The organism is Dyadobacter sp. UC 10 (assembly GCF_008369915.1).
Classification (GTDB): Bacteria; Bacteroidota; Bacteroidia; order Cytophagales; family Spirosomataceae; genus Dyadobacter.
Genome location: NZ_VSRN01000001.1, coordinates 2,207,779 through 2,227,599, shown reverse-complemented (window position 1 = coordinate 2,227,599; position 19,821 = coordinate 2,207,779). Strand labels below are relative to the sequence as shown.

Below are 19,821 nucleotides of genomic sequence, written 5' to 3'. Positions count from 1 at the left end.
AAATGGCTGAGCAGGATGCTACAATCGGAGTTGAGGCGCATTTTACGCTGGACGGTAAAAAGTTTTTGGTCAAAAAGGTATCCTATGGCTGTAACCGCAATGCGGACGAGCGGGGAAGTCCTACCGATGCGCCCAAAGCAAGGCTGATCAGAATGACCATTGCGCCCACTCAAAACGATGATTTTGCATTGCTGTACGACTGGGCATTTAAAAACGACCGTCAGCTAAGCGGGCAGATCGAGTTCAAATACGATAACGATTCGCAGCTGCTGCGCAAAATGGAGTTTGAAGATGCGTATTGCGTGGGTTTCAGGGAATCATTTGCTGCCCGGCAATCGACAATGCGCGGCTATGAGCTCGCACATGTGCCCGACGCAAAGGCATATTTGCCGCAGCATCGGGGAAAGGATTATTTTCTGCGCAACAGCAGCCTGGCGCTCGTGTATGAGCTGGTATTGCTGCCTCAGAAAGTGAAAATTGGTCAGGTTGAAATTAAAAGTTAATGGCACGACAGGTAAATACTTCCATTGAGATCGAAGGCGGGGTGCAGATCACGCGGCACCTGGGGCTGGTGATCGAACAGGACCTGTTTGCGCACCACTGGTTTGAGCTGCTGGTTCCCTTTGATCAGCTGGAAGATGCCGGCGAGCATTTTTTCAACAAGGCACACCGGGCGGTAATCGGCAAAAAAATCACCTTTTCGTTCAGTCCCAGGCTTGGTCAGGAATCGTTCGACTTCACGTTTCAGGGTATTGTGACCGAGATCCGGCTGCGCAGCCTGAGCGATATGAGCAGCGCTTTTGTATTGAAAGGGTATAGCCCGACGATTGTGATGGAAGATTCGGTTCAGCGGAGATCGTTTTTAAGAGGTACCGTGCAGGATATTTTCAGTGCGGTTTTGCAGCCTTACCCTCAAAATTTGCTTCGAAAACAGATCAATCCGGAAAATGGCGGCCGCGCAGTGCCGTTTACCCAATACAATGAAAGTAACTACAAGTTTTTGAGCCGGGTGGCCGACCGTTGCTGCGAGTGGTTTTACTACAACGGCCGCGAGTTGGTACTGGGGCAGGGAAGCGGCGGGGCGGAAGTAGATTTTCTGGTCGACGGCTTGCAGAATTTCGATGTCGCATTGAAGCTGCAACCTGCTGCATTCAGTTTTGAAGGTTACAATTATACGGTTCCCGAAGCTTTTACGGGACAGTCCGCCCAGCAGCAGGTCGACGGGCTTACTTCACTCAGTGAGTTTGCATTGGAACAATCTGATACCCTTTTTGCCCAGACCGCATTACTGTCGGCTCCTGAAATGATCGGCGGGCAAAGTGAAGTGGACGAACTCACCAAAATGGAGCGCTCGGCGCGGGTTACTTCGATGGTAGATTTCAGAGGCAGCGGCGAAACGCCAACCATCAGCGTCGGGACGGTGCTGGCGGTAAAGGGGCAGCGGCTGAATGAGCGCGGGGAGGCTTATGAGGAGAATTTTGGTAAATACAGGGTTGTGCATATCCGGCACGAGATCAATACGGCGGGCAGTTATCAGAATAGTTTCAATGCAGTTCCCGAGTCGGCGCAGCATCCGCCTAATAATCCTTATGTGACCAACCCACTGGGCGAAACCGAGCAGGCGGAGGTGATCGCAAATGACGACAGCGACAGGCTGGGACGTGTGCGTGTGAAATTCTTTTGGAGCCAGTCGCGGCAGCAGGATCAGGAATCAATCTGGATGCGGGTTGGTACCATGCATAATTCGCAGGGGCGCGGGGCCAATTTCGTACCGGAAATCGGCGCGATGGTCATGGTGGGGTATGAAGGAAATCTGGCCGAGAATCCGTTTGTACTGACCAGTCTTTATCCCAAATCAGAGGAAGATGTAGCCTACACTTCCGACAATAATGATATCAAAATAATCGCTACGCGATCGGGGAACATGGTCATTTTCCTGGATGAGGATGGTGATCCAAAAATCCAGATAAGCAACCGGAATAAGCTGGATACTTTTCTGCAATTCAGTTTTAAGGATGACGGGGAAATCAAAATGCAGGTCGAAAATGGTCTGGTGCATATCAAATGCAAAGACCTGAATGTAGAGGCTTCGAATAATATTTCAATGAAGGCGGATTCCAGCTTTACTGTGGAGGCGGGGCAGATTTCTATGAAAGCCAGTCAGGATATTAAAATAGAAAGCGGCACTGCGACCGATATTAAGGCAGGTACCGAGCTGAATGCGGAAGGTACTGCAAGCGCGACGGTAAAAGGAGTCCAATTGACCCTGGAAGCAGACGCGGCTGCGGAGCTCAAATCGGGCGGGCCAGTTACTGTCCAGGGCGCTATTATCAAATTAAATTAACATATCCATATAATCTATTCTTTTCACTTTTAAACAGTTACAACTATGCCAGCTTCAAGTTTTGACGCCTATTTTACCTGGGACGGTGGTCCCTCAGGCGACGGTATTTCCGTGATTTCATGCAACTATTCCTTATCCCAGTCGATAGACGATAAAGGTCGTGTTTCTTCCAAAGTGTACGGCGGAACAGTGTTCCTGCAGGTGGATTCGTCAAGCGTTTCCGAGAGCCAGAGTTTGTGGGAATGGATGGTAGACCCGGACGGAAAAAAGCCCAGCGCGAAAATCGTTTTCAAGAATGTGGACGAAGAGCAGACTCAGAAAGAGTTGGAGCTGACCGACGTGTACTGCGTGCAATACAGCGAGAGTTTCATCGAAACCGGTTCTATGCCGATGACGACCAGCCTTACCCTATCCGCCAGAGAGGTAAAGCTTTTCGGCACGCCGCACGTGAATCGGTGGTAATAGGTACTTCGGTCGCCGGCTTTCGGCTGGCGGCCGGACAAACTTCCATTCAAACCATATTAACTTAAAAGGCCATGGTAATATGCACAGACTATCTGGCATTGGAGCGGTATCACCTGAATTACACCCAAATCCATGACAAAGGTGTACTGACCGGGGAAGTCAGCAAGTTTTTTGAACAGAAAGATGAGGACGGCGACTACCTGCACGAAACATGTTGTATACAATTGAGTTATGCATTTAATAATGCGGGACCGATGATCCAGAATTTCGGTGTACTGCCCGCAAACCGGATCATGAAGGATGCGAAAGGGATGGAGTACATTCTCAGCGTTCCGGAAATGAAAACGTATCTTACCCGCAACCATTTTGCACCGGAAGTTTTTCCGGGAGCAGGTAGTGCTCAGAACCTCGCATCCAAAATCGGGGCCAGAAAAGGGGTGATTGCTTTTGGGGACAGGCACATTGATTTATGGAACGGCCGGAATTTTCAGTATGGCGGAACCGGGCTTTATCTTGAGAATGTGCTCTGGTTTAGCAAACCCAAAGAGCGTACCGGGCCTCGAACAATCTCTTTTTGGGAGGTCAAAACTTTCGATGCGGTATTGCAGGAAATGTATGGTTTCTGATCGGGTTAGTAGTCATGTTCTTTTAATTTTTCAGTTAAATTTCTAAAAGCTATGGCTTACGATGTTCAGAAGATATCCGGTAATATAAATGGGACGGCTCCTTTGGCTGCTGCGCGGCTTTCGAACTTTGCTACCGGGAACACGGAATTGCTTCCGGCACACAAAAGCTGGATTGCGACAGAGGTAAGGGAGGCATTGCTGGTTTCGCCACACGCCTGGATCGATATTCATGGTTACTCTAGTCACAGAGGTTCCAAGGCAGGGTTTGACAATCTGGGGTTATCACGGAACCGCTGCCATTCAGTAAAATCAACCATTGCACAAAATTTCAGCAAAGCGTCCTTCAATATTGAGGTGGGGTATGGCGATTCTGCCAGCCTTGGCGGAGAAGATAATAACGATGGTTACTGGCGGGCTGTGGAGGTTTATGTTTTTGGGTCGAAACCGTACAAAAAAGAAATTCCGCCTCACGATCCGGTTGTTCTGTACGAATCGCCCGAATGGTTTGTGACCAATCTGAGCCTCACGGGCGGTGCCCTCGCGACTCCTGTAGGCGGCGGCGGATTTTACGAAGGTTCCATCACTTTCCAAAATGGTTCTGGTACCAAATATGAAGGTCCGATCGCAGTTACGGGTGTTTCATTCGGCCTGAGCCTCGGGATACCTGGCCTTAAAGCGGATAAGCTGTTTCAGAAAGCGATCAAATTTTTGCTTGATAATGGGGGCTTTTCGCATGCCGACCTGCCGTCGGGAGCGATCGGCATCGTTTATAAAAACGATCAGAAGATCAAGAATCTGAAACCACAGCATTTTTCGGGAAGCTGCACCATGTATTTCATCACAGGCTCTCCGGTACTTGCCACGTATGGAGTTTACCTTCTTTTGTTCGGGCTTCCGAAAGTAGTCGGCCCGACAGCGGATATTCCCCTTAACCTGGCAATACCACCGTTTGCGCTGGCAATGCAGGCGAACGGCTATGCGATTATTTCAGCAGGGGGGATTGGCATTGCCGGATCACTGGGAGCGAGTGCCAATGGATTTTCAGGAGGAATCGCCTGATCGAAGCCAGCATATCGATTAACCTCTCACTGCCACGATCGTCTCGTTGTCCACTACATTGTTTGCCTGAAAAGTAAGATCGGGGTCCATGTATTTGCGGCGCTTGTACCAGGGGCCCTTTTTGTAGAACAACCAACCATAAGGCGCGCCGTCGGGCGAGAGGTATTCGACCGGGCTGGCGGGATTGCGGTCGTTGTAATCATTCAGGAAAATAAAAAATAGCTCGCCGAAGAGCATTGCATTCGGTGCTTTGGCCCGGAAGTTCGTGAATGCAGTTTCGTTGACTTTTTTAGTAAACTCAAACTGAATAACCAGTACCTTGGAAAGATCCAGCAGGTCCATATCCGGCAGCGGCTGACCAACGGGGTAATACCACTTTTTGTATTCTTTTAAAGGGATTTCAAGATAATTCTGATAAACCCTCGATACGAAAATCGGAAACAGAAAACCAACCAGCGCAGTGGCCATTCCTACGCCTTTGGAAAGATCCTGAGCGACTTTATGATACAGAAAAATAATGGCAAGCGCGGCCAGCAGCGAGATCAGTAATGTGAATCCTACTGCTTTCGCAGAACGATTTTCGAAAAGATGTACGAACCATTGGGACAGTAAATATACATGAAGCACACCCAGCACGAGGAAACTGACCATCGCCATCGGGTAAGCGTCGCGGTAGTCGACGATCCAGAAACCCAGCGCCCCGACCAGCAATAATATAGCAACGAGGACCAAAGCATAAAGTACTTGCAGCCGCTGGGTGGGAGTTTTTGCAAAAGGGAGGTTCATTCGATTAAGGGACAGTTGAATATGAGGCAAAAATAAGATACACTTTCGTTAAAGCAACCACATTTTATTAAACGCCGATGGAAGATCAGAACTATGCATTGCCACTCGCGCTCGACCGCATCGTTTCGGGCAGAAATCACCCAAAATGTTCCGAGCGGGAGGCAATACACCAGCACCTGTATTTGCTGATGGTTACCCACTTCAACGAGTCGCGTTTTGATAGCGGGTACGGCTGCGCGCTCTGGGAGCACGATTTTTCGGTTTTGTCCCAAATCAAATGGAAAGACCTGATCCGCGAGTCGCTGGAAGAGGCTGTGGGCAAGTACGAAACACGACTTACCAATACTAAAATACGGGTGGAAGTGGAGGAATTTGAAATGCTTTCCAAGACCAGTAACTATATCAGAAAAAGGGTGGGAATCGAGATCAAAGCCACCATCCGCCGAACCAACGAGCCTTTCGTCTTTTTTGAAAGGATATTCATTTCGCCTTTGTCAATTGAGTGAAGGAACTCAGGTGATTCAGTGTAGAGCATTGGTAGTCATTAATGGTCATTCATTGTCATCAGTTGATAGTAGGGTATCGACCAGTTTCCGAACAACTCCAAACAAAAAAGTAAAGAACGAAACAATCAACGACCACCAATGACAATTAATGACAACAAGTGACAATAATACAACCCGCATCCAACATGTACACAGCCAGTTATACAAAAGAAAATATCTCCCGTCGCCTGTTGCGGCGCTCGGCGGAGCTTTGGGGGTTGGAGGAATCTAAAATAGACCAGTTTGACCCGCTGGTAAGGCTTTTGATCGAGGCTTGCTCGGTCGAATTTGAAAAGATCGGGCAGGAAATTGAGGGAACAGAGCTGCGGTTGATGACGCGGCTGGCGGAAATTTTATCGCCCCAAATACAAAATAGCCCGCAGCCCTGTGCTGCAATCGCACAAGCCAGGCCCGTAGAGCCGCTTGTTTGGACGGAGCGTGAAAATCAATTTGTATGCAAACGGCCTAATGCGAGAAAGGGGGAATCGAATGAGCTGTTTTTTGCTCCGACGGGCCGGTATCCGCTGGTTAATGCGGCTGTGGCTTGTTACGCGACTCCGGCGGGATTGTATGCAGTAGAGAAAGGAGCGAGGGTTTTAATGACCAATACCCGTCCGCATGCCGGCGCAGAACAGGCTTTGTGGATCGGGTTGGAAGTGGATCCGGGTGTTACTTCCTGGAACGGGTTCCGATTTTTTATAGATTGGATCAACGACCTCAGAGGATATGATTACCGCGAGTTTCTTTCTAAAACTACCTGGGAGGTAAATGGCAGGGTACTGAATGCATCGGCAGGCTTGCAGGAGGATGCCGATCAGCAGGTGTTACTGTACAATGACAATTTTGTAATTGTGGGTAGCGATGAGGTCTGGGAAAAAGGAAAACTGGAAACCTCGTTTTACCCGTCTGCATTCGAGCAGCAGTTTGATAGCCGCACTTTGCAAATGCTCAAAAAGCCGCTCACCTGGATTAAGGCTAAATGGCCGTCGTCGTTTCCGGCAGCGGGTTTTGAGAATATGACCGTGGCGATCAATGCATTTCCGATCCTGAATATGCAGCTTCACAAGTTTACATACAGGTTGCAGCCCGGATTGAACGGAATCGCGCTGCCTTCGAGTAATGCATTTCTTACTGTCAACTCGGTGATCAACCAGAAAAACCAGGCTTACGCGCCGTCGGGAAAAGCAACGTATTCCGAAGAAGAAACGGTGAGTACGTATACAGTCCGGCACCAGGGAGTAGGCAGGTTTGACGAGCGTAATGCGAAAGCTGTTTTGTACCATTTAATGGAATTGCTGAAAGACGAGGTTACTGCTTTCAACGCGGTGGGTGAGGATTTTCTGGCTTCGCTGTTGCGGGAAATATCACAGAATATGGCGCGGATCGAACAGAAGCTGGGTGTCAAAAAAGCAAGTGAGACTACTGCCCAGCCATTTTTGGTGATCAAAGGCGAAAAAAATCCGGACGTCCTTTTCATTTCCTACTGGACTACTACTTCCGAAACTGCCAACGGAATTCCGGCCGGTACCAAAATGCAGACTTACAGTGCCTCGGGCCTGAGCGGCGCGGACACGCTTTTACTGACCCGAACTTCGGGAGGAAAACCCAAACCTGAGGAAACGGAATATGTACAGCAGCTCCGGAAGAACCTGATCACGGGCAACCGGCTGGTGACGCTGGAAGATATCCGCGCATTTTGTTCCGGTGAAATGGGCGATCGGCTGGCCGGTTTGGATGTAAGGTCCGGTTTTGTGCCGGGTAATTTGCCCGGACAGGGATTTGTGCGTACCCTGATCGTGGATTTGAAACCTGCTTTGCATGTGAACGACGATTCGGAATGGCGCGATGCATGCCAGCTTTTACAATTAAAAATCCAGCGCCGCTCTTCGGGAATGTATCCGGTAAAGGTTTTGTCGACTAAATAAATCACAACAATGCTGACGGAAAATCAAAGTGACCTTCGTGCGGAATTCGTCGCCGGCTCGTGGCTGGATGAGGGTATTGTGGAGGACAAAATCCTTTTCAGGCCGCTCGGCTCTTTTAAAAGGCGCAGTCACACGGATGTAGAGTCGGTGGGAGAGGCGGAGCTGGGGAATTTTGAAGGAAAGATAATTGCGTCCAACAGGAACGGGATTTATGACCATTTACCCGAGCAGCTCTTCCATTTGCCTTCTGCCGGCTCGATCAACACCCTGAAAAAAAAGGTCGATGAGATCAGGTTGCAGCGAGAAAAGGAGCAAAAATCGCGGCTATTCTTTCTGCCGCTGGAGCACGAGTTTTTCCTCAACCGGGTAAAACTGGCGCGTCTGGAACAACTAGCGCACGATCTTAATCCCGATTCGCTGCTCCTGGACGAGTTACGTAATTTCTGGCAGGTGCCTGCTAACATCAATAAGGCAATGCTCGTCAGGCTGGTGCCGGTGATGCCGCTGATTTCAGAAAATAGAGGGGATCTGAAAGTCGCAGGAGAGATATTGTCGGCGGTTTTGGAATATGAGGTGACTTTTCAGGCCCTGCCGGCAGCCTGGTTTACAGCACCTTCTGAAACACGGCTGAATAATGCTTTGCTGGGTTTGGATCTCATTTTGGGCGGTGAAATAGAAGTGTATAGTCCCAGACTAGTGGCAGAAATACAATTACCGAATTCCCAGGTGCTGGAAAAATGTTTGCAAGACCAAGAATTTAGTATGCTGGTTACCTGGTTGTCAGGATGGTTTGTTCCGGTAGAATGCGATTTAGAGATTGCATTACGGCTTCCTCCCGGCGCTTCGCCATTACTTTTTGCCGAAAACGAATTACAGCAATCGAGGCTCGGATATTCGACGATTTAAAATAATTATTTGAAAGTTGATACAAATTGCGGTTGAAAAATAGTTTGGTATTGTAAATTTTTAAATCAAAATTTGCGGTTCATTTGGAACCCCCTTTCGGATTAGTGAAAGCGCAACGAGTTATCAACCAGACAATCAGCTTTATGCTAGCCGCCATGCTTTTGGTGGTGGCAGGAGCGCGGTCGTGGTCGGATTATGCGGGAGTGGGGCAGAGTTACACAGGTAAGGCCAAGGAATTCGCGCAGAAAAGCGCCAAAGAGCAGGCTTCTAATCCGGGCGAGGCGAAAGTAAGTACCTTGTCCCTGGACGCGGTTATCACGCCGGCCATTTCATTTGATTTCTCACATTATTTTTATTTTACACCTCAGCCCATCTGGCATTTCGTTGCCCGGGAACTGGCGGTCAGATTCACTTTTCAGGAATCGTTTTTCCTGTTTTCCTACTTCCATCGAATCTTCGGAAGGCTCATAGTCACCAACGCTCCCTGAATACAAGGGAGGCAATTGCTGTATTTTTTACTGTAAAGGGCTTATTGTCAGCATCCCCGGCACCTGAATTCAGGTAATCAATCCGCATTTATTCAAGAATTTCAATTAAATTTTTTCTGTTAAAATAATGGCTAATAAGAATGGAATAATAGGGCTTACCATCGTGATCGCCCTCATTAGCGTCTATTATCTGTCTTTTACATTTGCATCACGCAGCTTTAAAAGTAAGGCAATTGCCTACGCGACCGATGCAAAAGGGGAAGTGGATATCGCAAAAAAACAACGCTACATTGATTCGCTGTGGCGCGAAGAAGTTTACCTCGGACATACATTACAAGAGGTAACCGAGCGTGAACTGAACCTGGGTCTTGACCTCCAAGGCGGTATGCACGTGGTGTTGGAAGTGGCACCGGCTGACATTCTAAAAGGAATGGCGGGTGGAAATGCACGCAGCTCTGCGTTCCAGACCGCTTTGAAAAAAGCGGCCGAGGATAAAGCTGCCAGCAACAGTACTTTCATCAACCGTTTCGCGGCGGCTTACAAAGAAGCGGCTCCTAATACCAGCCTTGCTTCCCTGTTTGCGACCAGTGCCAACCGCGGCAAGATCAGCAGCAATTCGTCAGACTCGGATGTAATTAAAATGCTGAATACCGAAGTAAATGGTTCTATTGACCGCGCATTCCAGATTACCTCGGCGCGTATCGACAAGTTCGGTGTTACTAACCCGAACATCCAGCGTCTGCCCGGGCAAAACCGTATTTTAGTTGAATTACCAGGTGTAGATAACCCTGAGCGTGTGCGTCGGCTTTTGTCTGGTGCTGCGAAACTTGAATTTGCCGAAGTATATCTGACCAATGAACTGGGCGCAGGTCTGGAAGGTTTGGGAAGATATTTGACGCAGCAGGCGGAGATTGAAAAAGCGAAAAAACCAGCCGCTGCAACAACAGCGAAAGCGGACACTACCAAGAAGACCACTGGCGGATTGGCAGAGCAGCTTGCCCAAAAAAGCGACTCTACCGCAAATGACTCGGCTGCGGTTGCAGCGCAAACTGCTGCACTTACCAGCTTATTTGTTCCAATGCCGCAAGGTTTGGGTGTTTATCTGAAAGATACTGCGCGCGCAGGAGAAATTCTTCGCCGCCCCGAAGTACGCTCGCTATTCCCGGCTGACCTTGTTTTCATGTGGGACCGTAAAGGAACTGCTGCCGGAGATAACCAATTGATCCTGCCATTGTATTTTATCAAAAAACAAAATGGTGAGGCTGCCATGGAAGGTGACGTGATCGTAGATGCCACACACGATTACGACGAAAGCGGTCGTCCGGAAGTAACTATGCGTATGAATGGAGAGGGCGCTCGTAAATGGCGCTCACTGACTGCCCGCAGCATTGGCCGCCCGGTTGCTATCATTATCGATAACCTGGTTTACACTGCGCCGACGGTACAGGGAGAAATTCCCAATGGTAACTCAAGCATTACGGGTAGCTTCACAGTGGAAGAGACAAAAGATATGTCTAATGTGTTGAAAGCTGGTAAGTTACCTGCGCCAACTCACATTGTGGAGGAGGCTGTTGTAGGTTCTTCACTGGGTGCTGAGGCGATCAATGATGGTTTGCTGTCTTCGGCAGTTGGTTTGTTGATCGTACTGGTGTTTATGGTTGCTTATTACAGCAAGGCGGGTTGGATCGCTGATATCGCTTTGCTGATCAACCTGTTCTTCCTGATGGGTATTATGGCATCTCTGGGTGCGGTATTGACGCTTTCGGGTATTGCCGGTATCGTGCTTTCGATCGGTATGGCGGTGGATGCCAACGTACTGATCTATGAAGGTATCAAAGCGGAAATCGAGGAAGGAAAACCATTCGTACAGGCGGTTCGTGACGGTTTCAAGCATTCATTGAGTGCGATCATTGACTCGAACGTAACTACGCTTTTGACTGGTATTATCCTTTACACATTTGGAACCGGATTGGTACTTGGCTTTGCGACTACGCTGGTTTTAGGTTTGCTTACATCCCTTTTCACCGCGATTTTCATAACCCGTTTGCTGCTTGAATATCAGATTAAAAAGGGTAAAACTTTCAACTTTTATACCGGTCTGACAAAGAACTGGTTCAAAGACAACGACTTCGATTTCGTGTCTCAGCGTCGTCGTTTTTACATTATTTCCAGTGTAATTATCGCGATCGGAATTGGTTCGTTCATATTTAAAGGTTTTGGATTAGGTATTGATTTCAAAGGCGGCCGTTCTTATGTGGTTCGTTTTGAAAGTAAAGTCGATGCGGATGATCTGCGTGACAAAATGGACGAAACACTGGGTTCTGCAACAGAGGTGAAAACTTTTGGCGGTCAGGATCAGGTGAAAATTACAACGGCATACCTGATCGAAGAAACGACGCCTGATGCAGATCAGCGGGCCGAGGCAAAGATTATGGAGGCGGTTAAAAAGATCAACGGTAACCCTGCCAAGATCGTAAGTTCAAACAAAGTAGGACCTACGATGGCGAATGATACTTTGTGGTCGGCGATTTACGCGGTACTCCTGGCTCTTGCTGCCAACTTTATTTACATCCTGATCCGTTTCAAAAGGGTTGCTTTCAGTTATGGTGCGGTTGTATCCCTTGCGCATGACGTGGTGATCATTCTGGCTGTTTTCTCTTTGTTTAACGGCTGGCTACCATGGTCACTGGACATCGATCAGGCATTTATTGGTGCGATTTTGACGATGATCGGTTACTCAATGAACGATACCGTTGTAATTTATGACCGTATCCGTGATTACCTGGCAGATGACAAGTCACGCGGGCAGAGCCTGCCGACGGTTATCAACAACGCCTTGAACAGTACTTTAAGCCGTACTGCGGTAACGGGTATCTCGGTAATCCTCGTACTGATTGTTCTGATGATATTCGGAGGAGCGGTGATCCGCGGATTTACATTCTGTATGCTGCTTGGGGTAATCGTAGGTACCTACTCTTCGCTGTTCGTGGCGGCACCGATCGTGGTTGACCTTCTGCAGCGCGACCAAAAGAAAGAGCCTGCATTGGCGGCAGCAGAGACTGCGCCGACAGCAACCAAGAAAGTTAAAGCGTAAAAAGTTAGAAGAAAAAAGGGTTAGCATTGTGCTATCCCTTTTTTTATTTTGTCTTGACAAGTTATTAGCAAATTTTCTTTTAGTTTTATAAGATGTTCATATAACTACAACAAAGAGCTTATGGCAAATCAATTATGGGTTAAAAAGCCCATTGAAAAATTATTGAGTGAATCAACAGGCGAAGCTAACCAGCTGAAAAGATCCCTGGGATCAGCGAGTTTGGTAGCATTAGGAATTGGCGCCATTATCGGTGCGGGACTCTTCTCTTTAACAGGTATTGCCGCCGCGGAACACTCAGGACCCGCAGTAACCATTTCATTTATACTTGCCGCGGTAGGCTGCGGTTTTGCCGGCCTTTGCTACGCAGAATTTGCTTCCATGATCCCGATCGCCGGAAGTGCCTACACCTATTCTTACGCCACCATGGGCGAATTCGTAGCCTGGATTATCGGCTGGGATTTGGTTCTGGAATATGCCCTGGGAGCAGCTACGGTTTCAGTAAGCTGGTCCAGGTACCTGCTCGAGTTCCTGAGTAAATTTGATATTCACCTCCCTACGCAGTTGGTCTGCTCGCCTTTTGAAGTAGTTACACTCAGCGATGGAACCATTATTGATAACGGAATTGTGAACCTGCCTGCGATCCTGATCGTGTGCCTGCTTTCACTTCTTTTGATCCGTGGTACGGAAGGATCCGCATTCCTTAACAATCTCCTGGTAGTACTTAAAGTGGCAGTTGTGCTGATATTTATTGGCTTGGGTTGGAGCCATATTAACCCTGACAATTACGTGCCTTATATCCCTGAAAACACAGGAGCTTATGAGAACTTCGGCTGGTCGGGTATTGCTACGGGAGCCGCGGTGGTGTTCTTTGCATTCATTGGGTTCGACGCGGTTTCAACAGCCGCGCAGGAAGCTAAAAATCCGCAAAAAGGAATGCCGATCGGTATCCTGGGTTCTTTGGTGGTTTGTACGATCTTATACGTGCTTTTCGCGCACGTGATGACGGGCTTGGTGAAGTATACAGAATTTGCAAACGATGCCAAACCAGCAGCTACTGCATTTGCCAAAACGGGCTATGACTCTTTGCAAACGGCATTGATCATTGCGATCCTGGCTGGATATACTTCGGTAATGCTCGTCATGCTTTTGGGACAAAGCCGCGTTTTCTATTCGATGAGCAAAGACGGGCTGCTGCCTAAATTTTTCAGCGAGGTGCATCCTAGATTCAAAACACCTTTCAAAACGAACATATTTTTCATGGCCTTTGTAAGCATTTTCGCCGGACTTGTTCCTGTGAGTGACCTGGGGCACATGGTGAGTATAGGGACATTGTTTGCATTCTGTTTGGTTTGCGTCGGTGTCTGGATGTTACGTGTAAAAAGACCAGAGCTGCATCGCTCCTTCCGCACACCTTTGGTACCATTCGTGCCGATTATGGGGATTGTAGTTTGTTTGTATCTGATGTACTCACTACCGATTGAAAGCTGGTACCGCCTTGCCTTGTGGCTTGCAATAGGGCTTGCAATTTATTTTGGGTATGGAAAGAAAAATAGCAAGATAGGGCATGAGTAGGGGCTTGGCTGTTAGCTTTTAGCTCTTAAGTTCTATTAGTAATATTAAGTCGTGGTTGTTTCGCAAGAAATGGCCACGACTTTTTTGTGACCCTAAAAATTACCTAACAGCTAATAGCCAACAGCTAAAAGCGGCCCTCATTCAACTTCGAAATCAGTGTTACTGCTCTCAGCTGATTGGCAATATCGACCCGCATTGCAGGAGTTATGTTTTCCAGGTCTTTACTAAACAAAAGCGCCTCTACCAGTTCATTCATTGAACCGATGATCTCGGAGCATTTATCGGTCAGGAAGAAGTCGCGCACATTCTGCAACAAGGCTTGCTGTGTTTCCGATAGATGGATTTTTGTACAATTCGCTGGACAGTTTGTAGAATTCTGAAATGTGTTCATACATTTACGAAAGTTTGATTGTTAATTGATTAAACTGGCCCGGGTGACGAAGTTTGGCGACAGATGCATCCGGGTTTTTTCTTTCTAATAATTAGTCGAATATCTCGACTAATTTGATTAAAATTTTTTTATTTTGGCTTAAACGTTACAACGGTTTCGACGTTTACATCACCAAATTTTGATAAGACTTCTTTCATTCTTTTGTCAGATATCCCTTGCTTGTAGGTAAAGTCTTTCCAGGCACTTGTGAACTTACCTTTCTTGACATCTGGTGCAAGGCCAGGATAGACACTTTTGCACCACCATTCAAAGGCTTCCGAAAGCGAAGCAAACTTTTTCATTTCTCAAAGATAAATAAAAAGTCGAAAATCTCGACAAGAAGAAAATTTAATCAATTACCCGCGACTTCAGTCGGGGGAAAGGAACTAGCCAACCAATTAAGGAAAGTTAACCCTAGTCGCAGTAGGAGGCACCAACCAAGCCAGAAACTTTAAAACTCCACAAGCTTAAATCTTTTTAATCACTTACCGTCGACTTAAGTCGACGGCGATTGAAACTAAATCCGCGCTAAAACTCTTTCGGAAACGGTTTGCCCGATTGAGAGTGACGAAGTCGCAGCCGGCGAGGGCGCGTTGCAGACGTTGATTGCATTCTTATTCTCGATAATAGAAAAATCATCAAGCAACCCTCCGTCATAATCACAAGCCTGAGCGCGTACCCCGGCGCCTCCCGGAATAAGGTCGTCGCTTTGAATTTCGGGGATTAGTCCCTGTAATGCTTTGGTAAAAGCGGCTTTTGAAAATGAGCGGTAATATTCTCCCATTCCTGTTTTCCAGTATTTCATCGCCACTTTCCGGAAGCCGGGCCATACGAGAGATTCCATTAATTCAGGGAAATTGATATCCAGCTTGTCGTAACCTTCGCGGCGGAATGCGAAAACGGCATTTGGCCCCGCCTCGATTCCACCTTCTATCATACGCGTGAAATGCACGCCGAGGAATGGAAAATTAGGATCCGGTACCGGATAGATAAGATTTTTGACGAGGTAATGCTTTTCTGGTTTTATCTTATAGTATTCGCCGCGGAATGGAATAATTCTGACTTTGATATCATCAGGCTGTGTCAGTTGCGCAACTTTGTCGGAATAAAGTCCCGCGCAGTTCACGATCAGTTTTGTTTCGAAAACTTTCCCGCTTGCAGATACTACTTCGGAGTGCGTTGTTTTACTGCGAACATCCGTTACTTTTTCGCCAAAACGAATCTCTCCGTCCAGTTTTCGCACAATCTCTGCGTATTTCTCACAAACCGTTTTATAATCAATGATACCGGTATAAGGCACCCATATTCCTTCCAGACCTTTCACATGCGGCTCAATTTCGCGGATTTCACCTTGTGATATCATCCGGTTTTCAGTCAGTCCGTTATGGTTTCCGCGCTCGAACAAATTCCTAAGCAATGGCCGCTGCTCCTCGCTGGTGGCGACCACGATTTTTCCGCACAGATCGTAAGGCACATTTTCCCGGTTGCAGAAGTCGAGCAGCATTTGGTAGCCACGAATACAATTGGTCGCTTTCAGGCTGCCGGGCTTGTAATAAAGCCCGGAATGGATCACGCCGCTGTTGTGACCGGTCTGGTGCTTCGCTACTTCGTTTTCCTTTTCGAGCAGCAAAACTTTCAATGCGGGCCTTTGTTCCTTGATGCGAAACGCGGTGGCGAGGCCGACGATCCCGCCACCGATGATTGTGATATCGTACATGTATGAAACCTTGTTCAATAGAAATTTAAGTATTGAGTAAAATCAACCCGGAAATGAAATTTTACCCATTGAAATGGACGGTACTCCTTCCTTTTTACCAAAATCCGAATGCATTCCGGCAACAGTTTCATTGGCCAGTACAGCAAATAAAACGGCTTCCTTCGCGTCGCCAGAAACGCCCAATTCATCGATCAAACCAACTTCGTGATTCAAATTCAGACTGATTGCCTGCATCAGTACCGGGTTGTGCGCGCCGCCGCCGCTGGCGTAAATGTGGTATTTCTCGTCTTTTTCAAGTGTTCGTAAAATCGCATCTGAAATGGTATCCGCACTCAGCCGCGTCAGCGTGGCGATCAGGTCGGCGTTTGAGAGCGAAGATAAACCGGTTTTCTGAATAGCAGTTTCTACATATTCGAAATTAAATACTTCCGGTCCGGTCGTTTTAGGAAAAGGCAGATTGAAAAATGGCAGCGATTTTAATTCACTCAGAAGCAATTCATTGACCAAACCGCTCGCAGCGATCGCGCCGTTTTCGTCATAGGGTTTATCGAAAAGCTTTCGCGTAAAATAGTCCAGTAATGTGTTGCCTGGGCCGGTATCGGTTGTGAAAACTGCGGCTGCCTCCAAATGTCCGGGTAGGTAAGTGAAGTTGGCAATACCGCCCATATTCAGCAGAACGCGGTTTTCCCCTTTTTTTGAAAACAAATAATAATCACCGTAAACAGCCAGCGGTGCGCCTTCGCCACCCGCAGCAATATGCTTTTGCCTGAAATCACTGATCGTAATAATGCCCGTTTCCACAGCAATATGATCGCCGTCACCGATTTGCAATGTCGCATTCGGGAAGTCGGTCAGGTTATGCTGTTTTTGCGGCGCGTGAAAAACGGTTTGTCCGTGACTAGCAATCAGGTCAATATTGGAAGTCTGAATATTCCAGTTTTCCAGCGTTTCCTTAATCATCTTCCCGTGCACCAAACCAATGTATGGATTAAGCAGTACGAGTTGCTGAAAGTCGATTTCCCGTTTCGCGAATACCGTTCTGATCTGGTCCCTGAACTGGTCTTCGTAAGGTATCGTCGTAAACTTTTCGAGGGTCAGCGCAGTTTCAGTGCCGCTTTTTTGAATATGACAGAGTGCAATATCCAGCCCGTCGAGCGAAGTTCCGGACATTAATCCGATAATGCGCCTGGACTCACTGCTGGCGATCTGGTGCAGCCGCTCTATGTGTTTTTTCATAGATATATCTAAAAAAAGAAGTCAAGCTGGCTACTTGACTTCCTATATCTTTCACAAAATCCGGCCGGTTTACTTACCTGCAGGCTGGTTTGGTGCCGCAGCCTGTGGCTTACCTTGCCCGTTCGGATTGTTTTTGTTTTGACCTGATCGGTTTTTCTTTTTCTTCTTTTTCTTCTTCTGCTCCTCGCTGTATTTTTTGTCCAGATTTTCGAGGTCGCTGTTCAATTTCCCGGCACCTTTTTCCAGATTTTTTTCCGGCTCGGGAGTCAGGATTTCAAGAGATTCCGGGATAATATCCTTCTTGTTGAGGTCGATGATCTGCAACACCTTGTCAATCGCCACCGGGTACCAGTTTGTGTCCTTATCAAACCCAAACCACATGATCTTTTTAAAGATATCCGTTTTTTGAAGCGTAGCAATGCCTTTTTTAGTTTTCAAAGGCGCGTCTACCGTCGGGATATCCCTTAATGCATCAATGTAAGTTTCGAGCTCGTAGTTAAGACAGCATTTCAACCTGCCGCATTGACCTGAAAGCTTCGCAGGATTCAGAGACAAATTCTGGTAACGTGCCGCAGAAGTGGAAATATTTTTAAAATCAGTCAGCCAGGTAGAGCAGCAAAGCTCGCGGCCGCAGGAACCCAGGCCACCAAGGCGGCTCGCTTCCTGACGCAGACTGATCTGCCGCATCTCAATCCGAACCTTAAACTCAGAAGCCAGACTTTTGATCAGTTCCCGAAAATCGACACGCTCTTCCGAAGAATAATAGAATGTCGTTTTGGTATTATCTGATTGAAACTCCACGTCCGAAAGCTTCATATTCAGCTTCATTTCGCGGATAATCTCGCGGGTACGATAAAGCGTCGGCATTTCGCGGGCCATTGCCTGCGTGTGCTTGTCGAGATCCTTTTCCGATGCAACGCGGTAAATTACATGCATATCATCACTGAACACGACGTTTTTCCGCTTCATCTGCAACCGAACAAGCTCGCCCTGTAAAGAAACAGTTCCAATATGCTGGCCAGAGGCCATTTCGCAGACAACATAGTCGCCTGTGATAAATTCCAGTTGATTGATATTGCGGAAATACTCTTTTCTACCTCCTTTGAATTTAACCTCGACAACGTCAAAACGCTGGCCGGCAGGAACATCCATGTGACTAAGCCAGTCAAAGACATTCATTTTGTTACATCCTCCGGTTCCGCAATTCCCTTTACTTCCACATCCGGCCGCCGCGCCACTACTGGTGCTGCATCCGCCGGAAGAACATGATCCGCATCCCATAATTACTCCTCCTCATCAATCGTTATAACGTATTAAATCAACACCGATATCGTGACGGAAGTATTTCCCTTCGTACTGCACCACCTGGGCGGCGCGCTGCGATTTGTGAACCGCATTTTCGAGGGAATTGGCAAGTCCGGTCAATGCCATAACCCGCCCTCCGTTTGTCACAATCTCAGAATTATCATTAAAAGTAGTGCCAGCATGATACAAATACACATCCTCTACTTTTTCGCTTCCGGAAATTACCTTTCCTTTTTCATAATCGCCGGGGTACCCGCCGGAAACAACAACCGTTGTGACGGCTACCTGCGGTGATATTTGTATTTCAAAATCGTTCAGCGTTCCCTTTGCTGTCGAGGCCATTAACATAGCCAGGTCAGACTGGATACGAGGAATTACGACCTCCGTCTCAGGGTCACCCATACGGACATTGTATTCGATCACGTAAGGTTCGCCTTTTATATTCATTAATCCTATGAAAATGAAGCCGACGTACTTAATACCTTCTTCCTTTAAGCCATGCAACGTTGGTTTGACCACTTTTTCTTCAACTTTCCTGAGGAAATTAGCGTCAGCAAATGTAACAGGCGAAACTGCGCCCATCCCGCCGGTGTTGAGGCCGGTATCATTTTCACCAATGCGTTTGTAGTCTTTTGCTTCTGGTAAAATTTTGTAATGCTCCCCGTCCGTCAGTACGAAGACAGAAAGTTCTATACCTTTCAAAAACTGTTCAACAACTACTTTACTGCCTGCGTCGCCAAATTTTTTATCCAAAAGCATTTCCCTGAAGGCGGTTTCTGCTTCGGGAAGCTTTTCTGCAATAATAACACCTTTTCCGGCTGCCAGTCCGTCGGCCTTCAATACGATTGGAAGGGAATGTGCTTCCAGATATTCTAATCCTATTTCAAGTGTTTCGGCCGTAAAGGTTTTGGAAGAAGCGGTTGGGATCCCATATTTCTGCATAAATGCTTTGGAAAAATCCTTGCTGCCTTCCAGCTGCGCGCCAGCCTTATTCGGACCGATGATCTTTATGTGCGAAAGATTTTCGTTTACTTCAAAATAATCAACAATACCATTGACGAGCGGCTCTTCAGGGCCAACAATAACAAGCTCGATTTTGTGAGCTATCACTGCTTCCGCAATTGCATTGAAATCGTTGTAGGAAATAGGGAGGTTCGTTGCAACACCTGCTGTACCAGCGTTTCCGGGGGCTACAAACAAACTGTCACAAAGAGGACTTTGGGAGATTTTCCAGGCAAAAGCGTGCTCTCTCCCGCCGGATCCCAAGATAAGTATATTCATAAGTTGGTTTAAAAATTCACTTGGTGATTGGTGCTAGTCAGT

Annotated in this window: 18 protein-coding genes; 11 read left to right on the top strand and 7 right to left on the bottom strand. The window is 47.4% G+C overall.

From position 1 onward, the window contains the following. The first annotated feature begins 2 nt into the window (after nt 1–2). From tssD (FXO21_RS09060) to FXO21_RS09040, 5 genes are all read left to right on the top strand, one after another. Nucleotides 3–503: a type VI secretion system tube protein TssD gene (tssD, locus tag FXO21_RS09060; protein ID WP_149639784.1), complete on the top strand. Its 501-nt coding sequence runs from the start codon at nt 3–5 to the stop codon at nt 501–503. Then, nucleotides 503–2,344, top strand: a complete 1,842-nt coding sequence (locus FXO21_RS09055) for a type VI secretion system Vgr family protein (RefSeq protein ID WP_149639783.1) — start codon at nt 503–505, stop codon at nt 2,342–2,344. Before tssD (FXO21_RS09060) ends, FXO21_RS09055 begins: the two co-directional genes overlap by 1 nt. 45 nt (nt 2,345–2,389) lie before the next feature. Beyond that, a complete protein-coding gene (gene tssD, locus FXO21_RS09050) occupies nt 2,390–2,806 on the top strand; it encodes a type VI secretion system tube protein TssD (RefSeq protein ID WP_149639782.1) in 417 nt (138 codons plus the stop codon). 74 nt (nt 2,807–2,880) lie between these two features. Beyond that, nucleotides 2,881–3,435 carry a T6SS effector amidase Tae4 family protein gene (locus FXO21_RS09045; protein ID WP_149639781.1) on the top strand — a complete coding sequence of 185 codons (555 nt, stop codon included), beginning with the start codon at nt 2,881–2,883 and terminating at the stop codon, nt 3,433–3,435. A gap of 51 nt (nt 3,436–3,486) precedes the next feature. Continuing rightward, nucleotides 3,487–4,494, top strand: a complete 1,008-nt coding sequence (locus FXO21_RS09040) for an OmpA family protein (protein WP_149639780.1) — start codon at nt 3,487–3,489, stop codon at nt 4,492–4,494. An 18-nt stretch (nt 4,495–4,512) separates the two neighbouring features. Here the strand turns inward: FXO21_RS09040 and FXO21_RS09035 are convergent, their stop codons facing one another. Then, nucleotides 4,513–5,280 carry a TssN family type VI secretion system protein gene (locus FXO21_RS09035; RefSeq protein ID WP_149639779.1) on the bottom strand — a complete coding sequence of 256 codons (768 nt, stop codon included), beginning with the start codon at nt 5,278–5,280 and terminating at the stop codon, nt 4,513–4,515. Nucleotides 5,281–5,357: 77 nt separating this feature from the next. Between FXO21_RS09035 and FXO21_RS09030 the strand changes: the two genes are divergently transcribed. The 6 genes from FXO21_RS09030 (at nt 5,358) to FXO21_RS09005 (ending at nt 13,810) form a co-directional block, all read left to right on the top strand. Beyond that, nucleotides 5,358–5,786, top strand: a complete 429-nt coding sequence (locus FXO21_RS09030; protein ID WP_149639778.1) for a GPW/gp25 family protein — start codon at nt 5,358–5,360, stop codon at nt 5,784–5,786. Between the two features lie 185 nt (nt 5,787–5,971). Next, nucleotides 5,972–7,750: a type VI secretion system baseplate subunit TssF gene (locus FXO21_RS09025; RefSeq protein ID WP_149639777.1), complete on the top strand. Its 1,779-nt coding sequence runs from the start codon at nt 5,972–5,974 to the stop codon at nt 7,748–7,750. Between the two features lie 9 nt (nt 7,751–7,759). Further along, nucleotides 7,760–8,656, top strand: coding sequence for a type VI secretion system baseplate subunit TssG (locus FXO21_RS09020; RefSeq protein WP_149639776.1), 897 nt, complete (start codon nt 7,760–7,762; stop codon nt 8,654–8,656). Nucleotides 8,657–8,739: 83 nt separating this feature from the next. Beyond that, entirely contained in the window at nt 8,740–9,144 is a 405-nt protein-coding gene (locus tag FXO21_RS09015; protein ID WP_225865626.1) for a hypothetical protein, read from the top strand. A gap of 127 nt (nt 9,145–9,271) precedes the next feature. Further along, on the top strand, nt 9,272–12,238 hold the full coding sequence (gene secDF / locus FXO21_RS09010; protein WP_149639775.1) for a protein translocase subunit SecDF: 2,967 nt from the start codon (nt 9,272–9,274) through the stop codon (nt 12,236–12,238). A gap of 120 nt (nt 12,239–12,358) precedes the next feature. Further along, on the top strand, nt 12,359–13,810 hold the full coding sequence (locus FXO21_RS09005; protein ID WP_149639774.1) for an amino acid permease: 1,452 nt from the start codon (nt 12,359–12,361) through the stop codon (nt 13,808–13,810). Between the two features lie 124 nt (nt 13,811–13,934). Here the strand turns inward: FXO21_RS09005 and FXO21_RS09000 are convergent, their stop codons facing one another. The 6 genes from FXO21_RS09000 to purD form a co-directional block, all read right to left on the bottom strand. Further along, nucleotides 13,935–14,201: a hypothetical protein gene (locus tag FXO21_RS09000; RefSeq protein ID WP_149639773.1), complete on the bottom strand. Its 267-nt coding sequence runs from the start codon at nt 14,199–14,201 to the stop codon at nt 13,935–13,937. A 128-nt stretch (nt 14,202–14,329) separates the two neighbouring features. Beyond that, complete coding sequence (locus FXO21_RS08995; protein ID WP_149639772.1) at nt 14,330–14,542, bottom strand: hypothetical protein; 213 nt, start codon at nt 14,540–14,542, stop codon at nt 14,330–14,332. A 215-nt stretch (nt 14,543–14,757) separates the two neighbouring features. Continuing rightward, nucleotides 14,758–15,957 (bottom strand): L-2-hydroxyglutarate oxidase, encoded by a 1,200-nt coding sequence (gene lhgO / locus FXO21_RS08990; RefSeq protein ID WP_149639771.1) that lies wholly within the window; start codon nt 15,955–15,957, stop codon nt 14,758–14,760. A 42-nt stretch (nt 15,958–15,999) separates the two neighbouring features. After that, on the bottom strand, nt 16,000–17,193 hold the full coding sequence (locus FXO21_RS08985; RefSeq protein WP_149639770.1) for an anhydro-N-acetylmuramic acid kinase: 1,194 nt from the start codon (nt 17,191–17,193) through the stop codon (nt 16,000–16,002). Between the two features lie 69 nt (nt 17,194–17,262). Next, entirely contained in the window at nt 17,263–18,372 is a 1,110-nt protein-coding gene (locus FXO21_RS08980; protein ID WP_225865625.1) for a PSP1 domain-containing protein, read from the bottom strand. A gap of 117 nt (nt 18,373–18,489) precedes the next feature. After that, a complete protein-coding gene (purD, locus tag FXO21_RS08975) occupies nt 18,490–19,779 on the bottom strand; it encodes a phosphoribosylamine--glycine ligase (RefSeq protein WP_149639768.1) in 1,290 nt (429 codons plus the stop codon). Nucleotides 19,780–19,821: the final 42 nt, after the last annotated feature.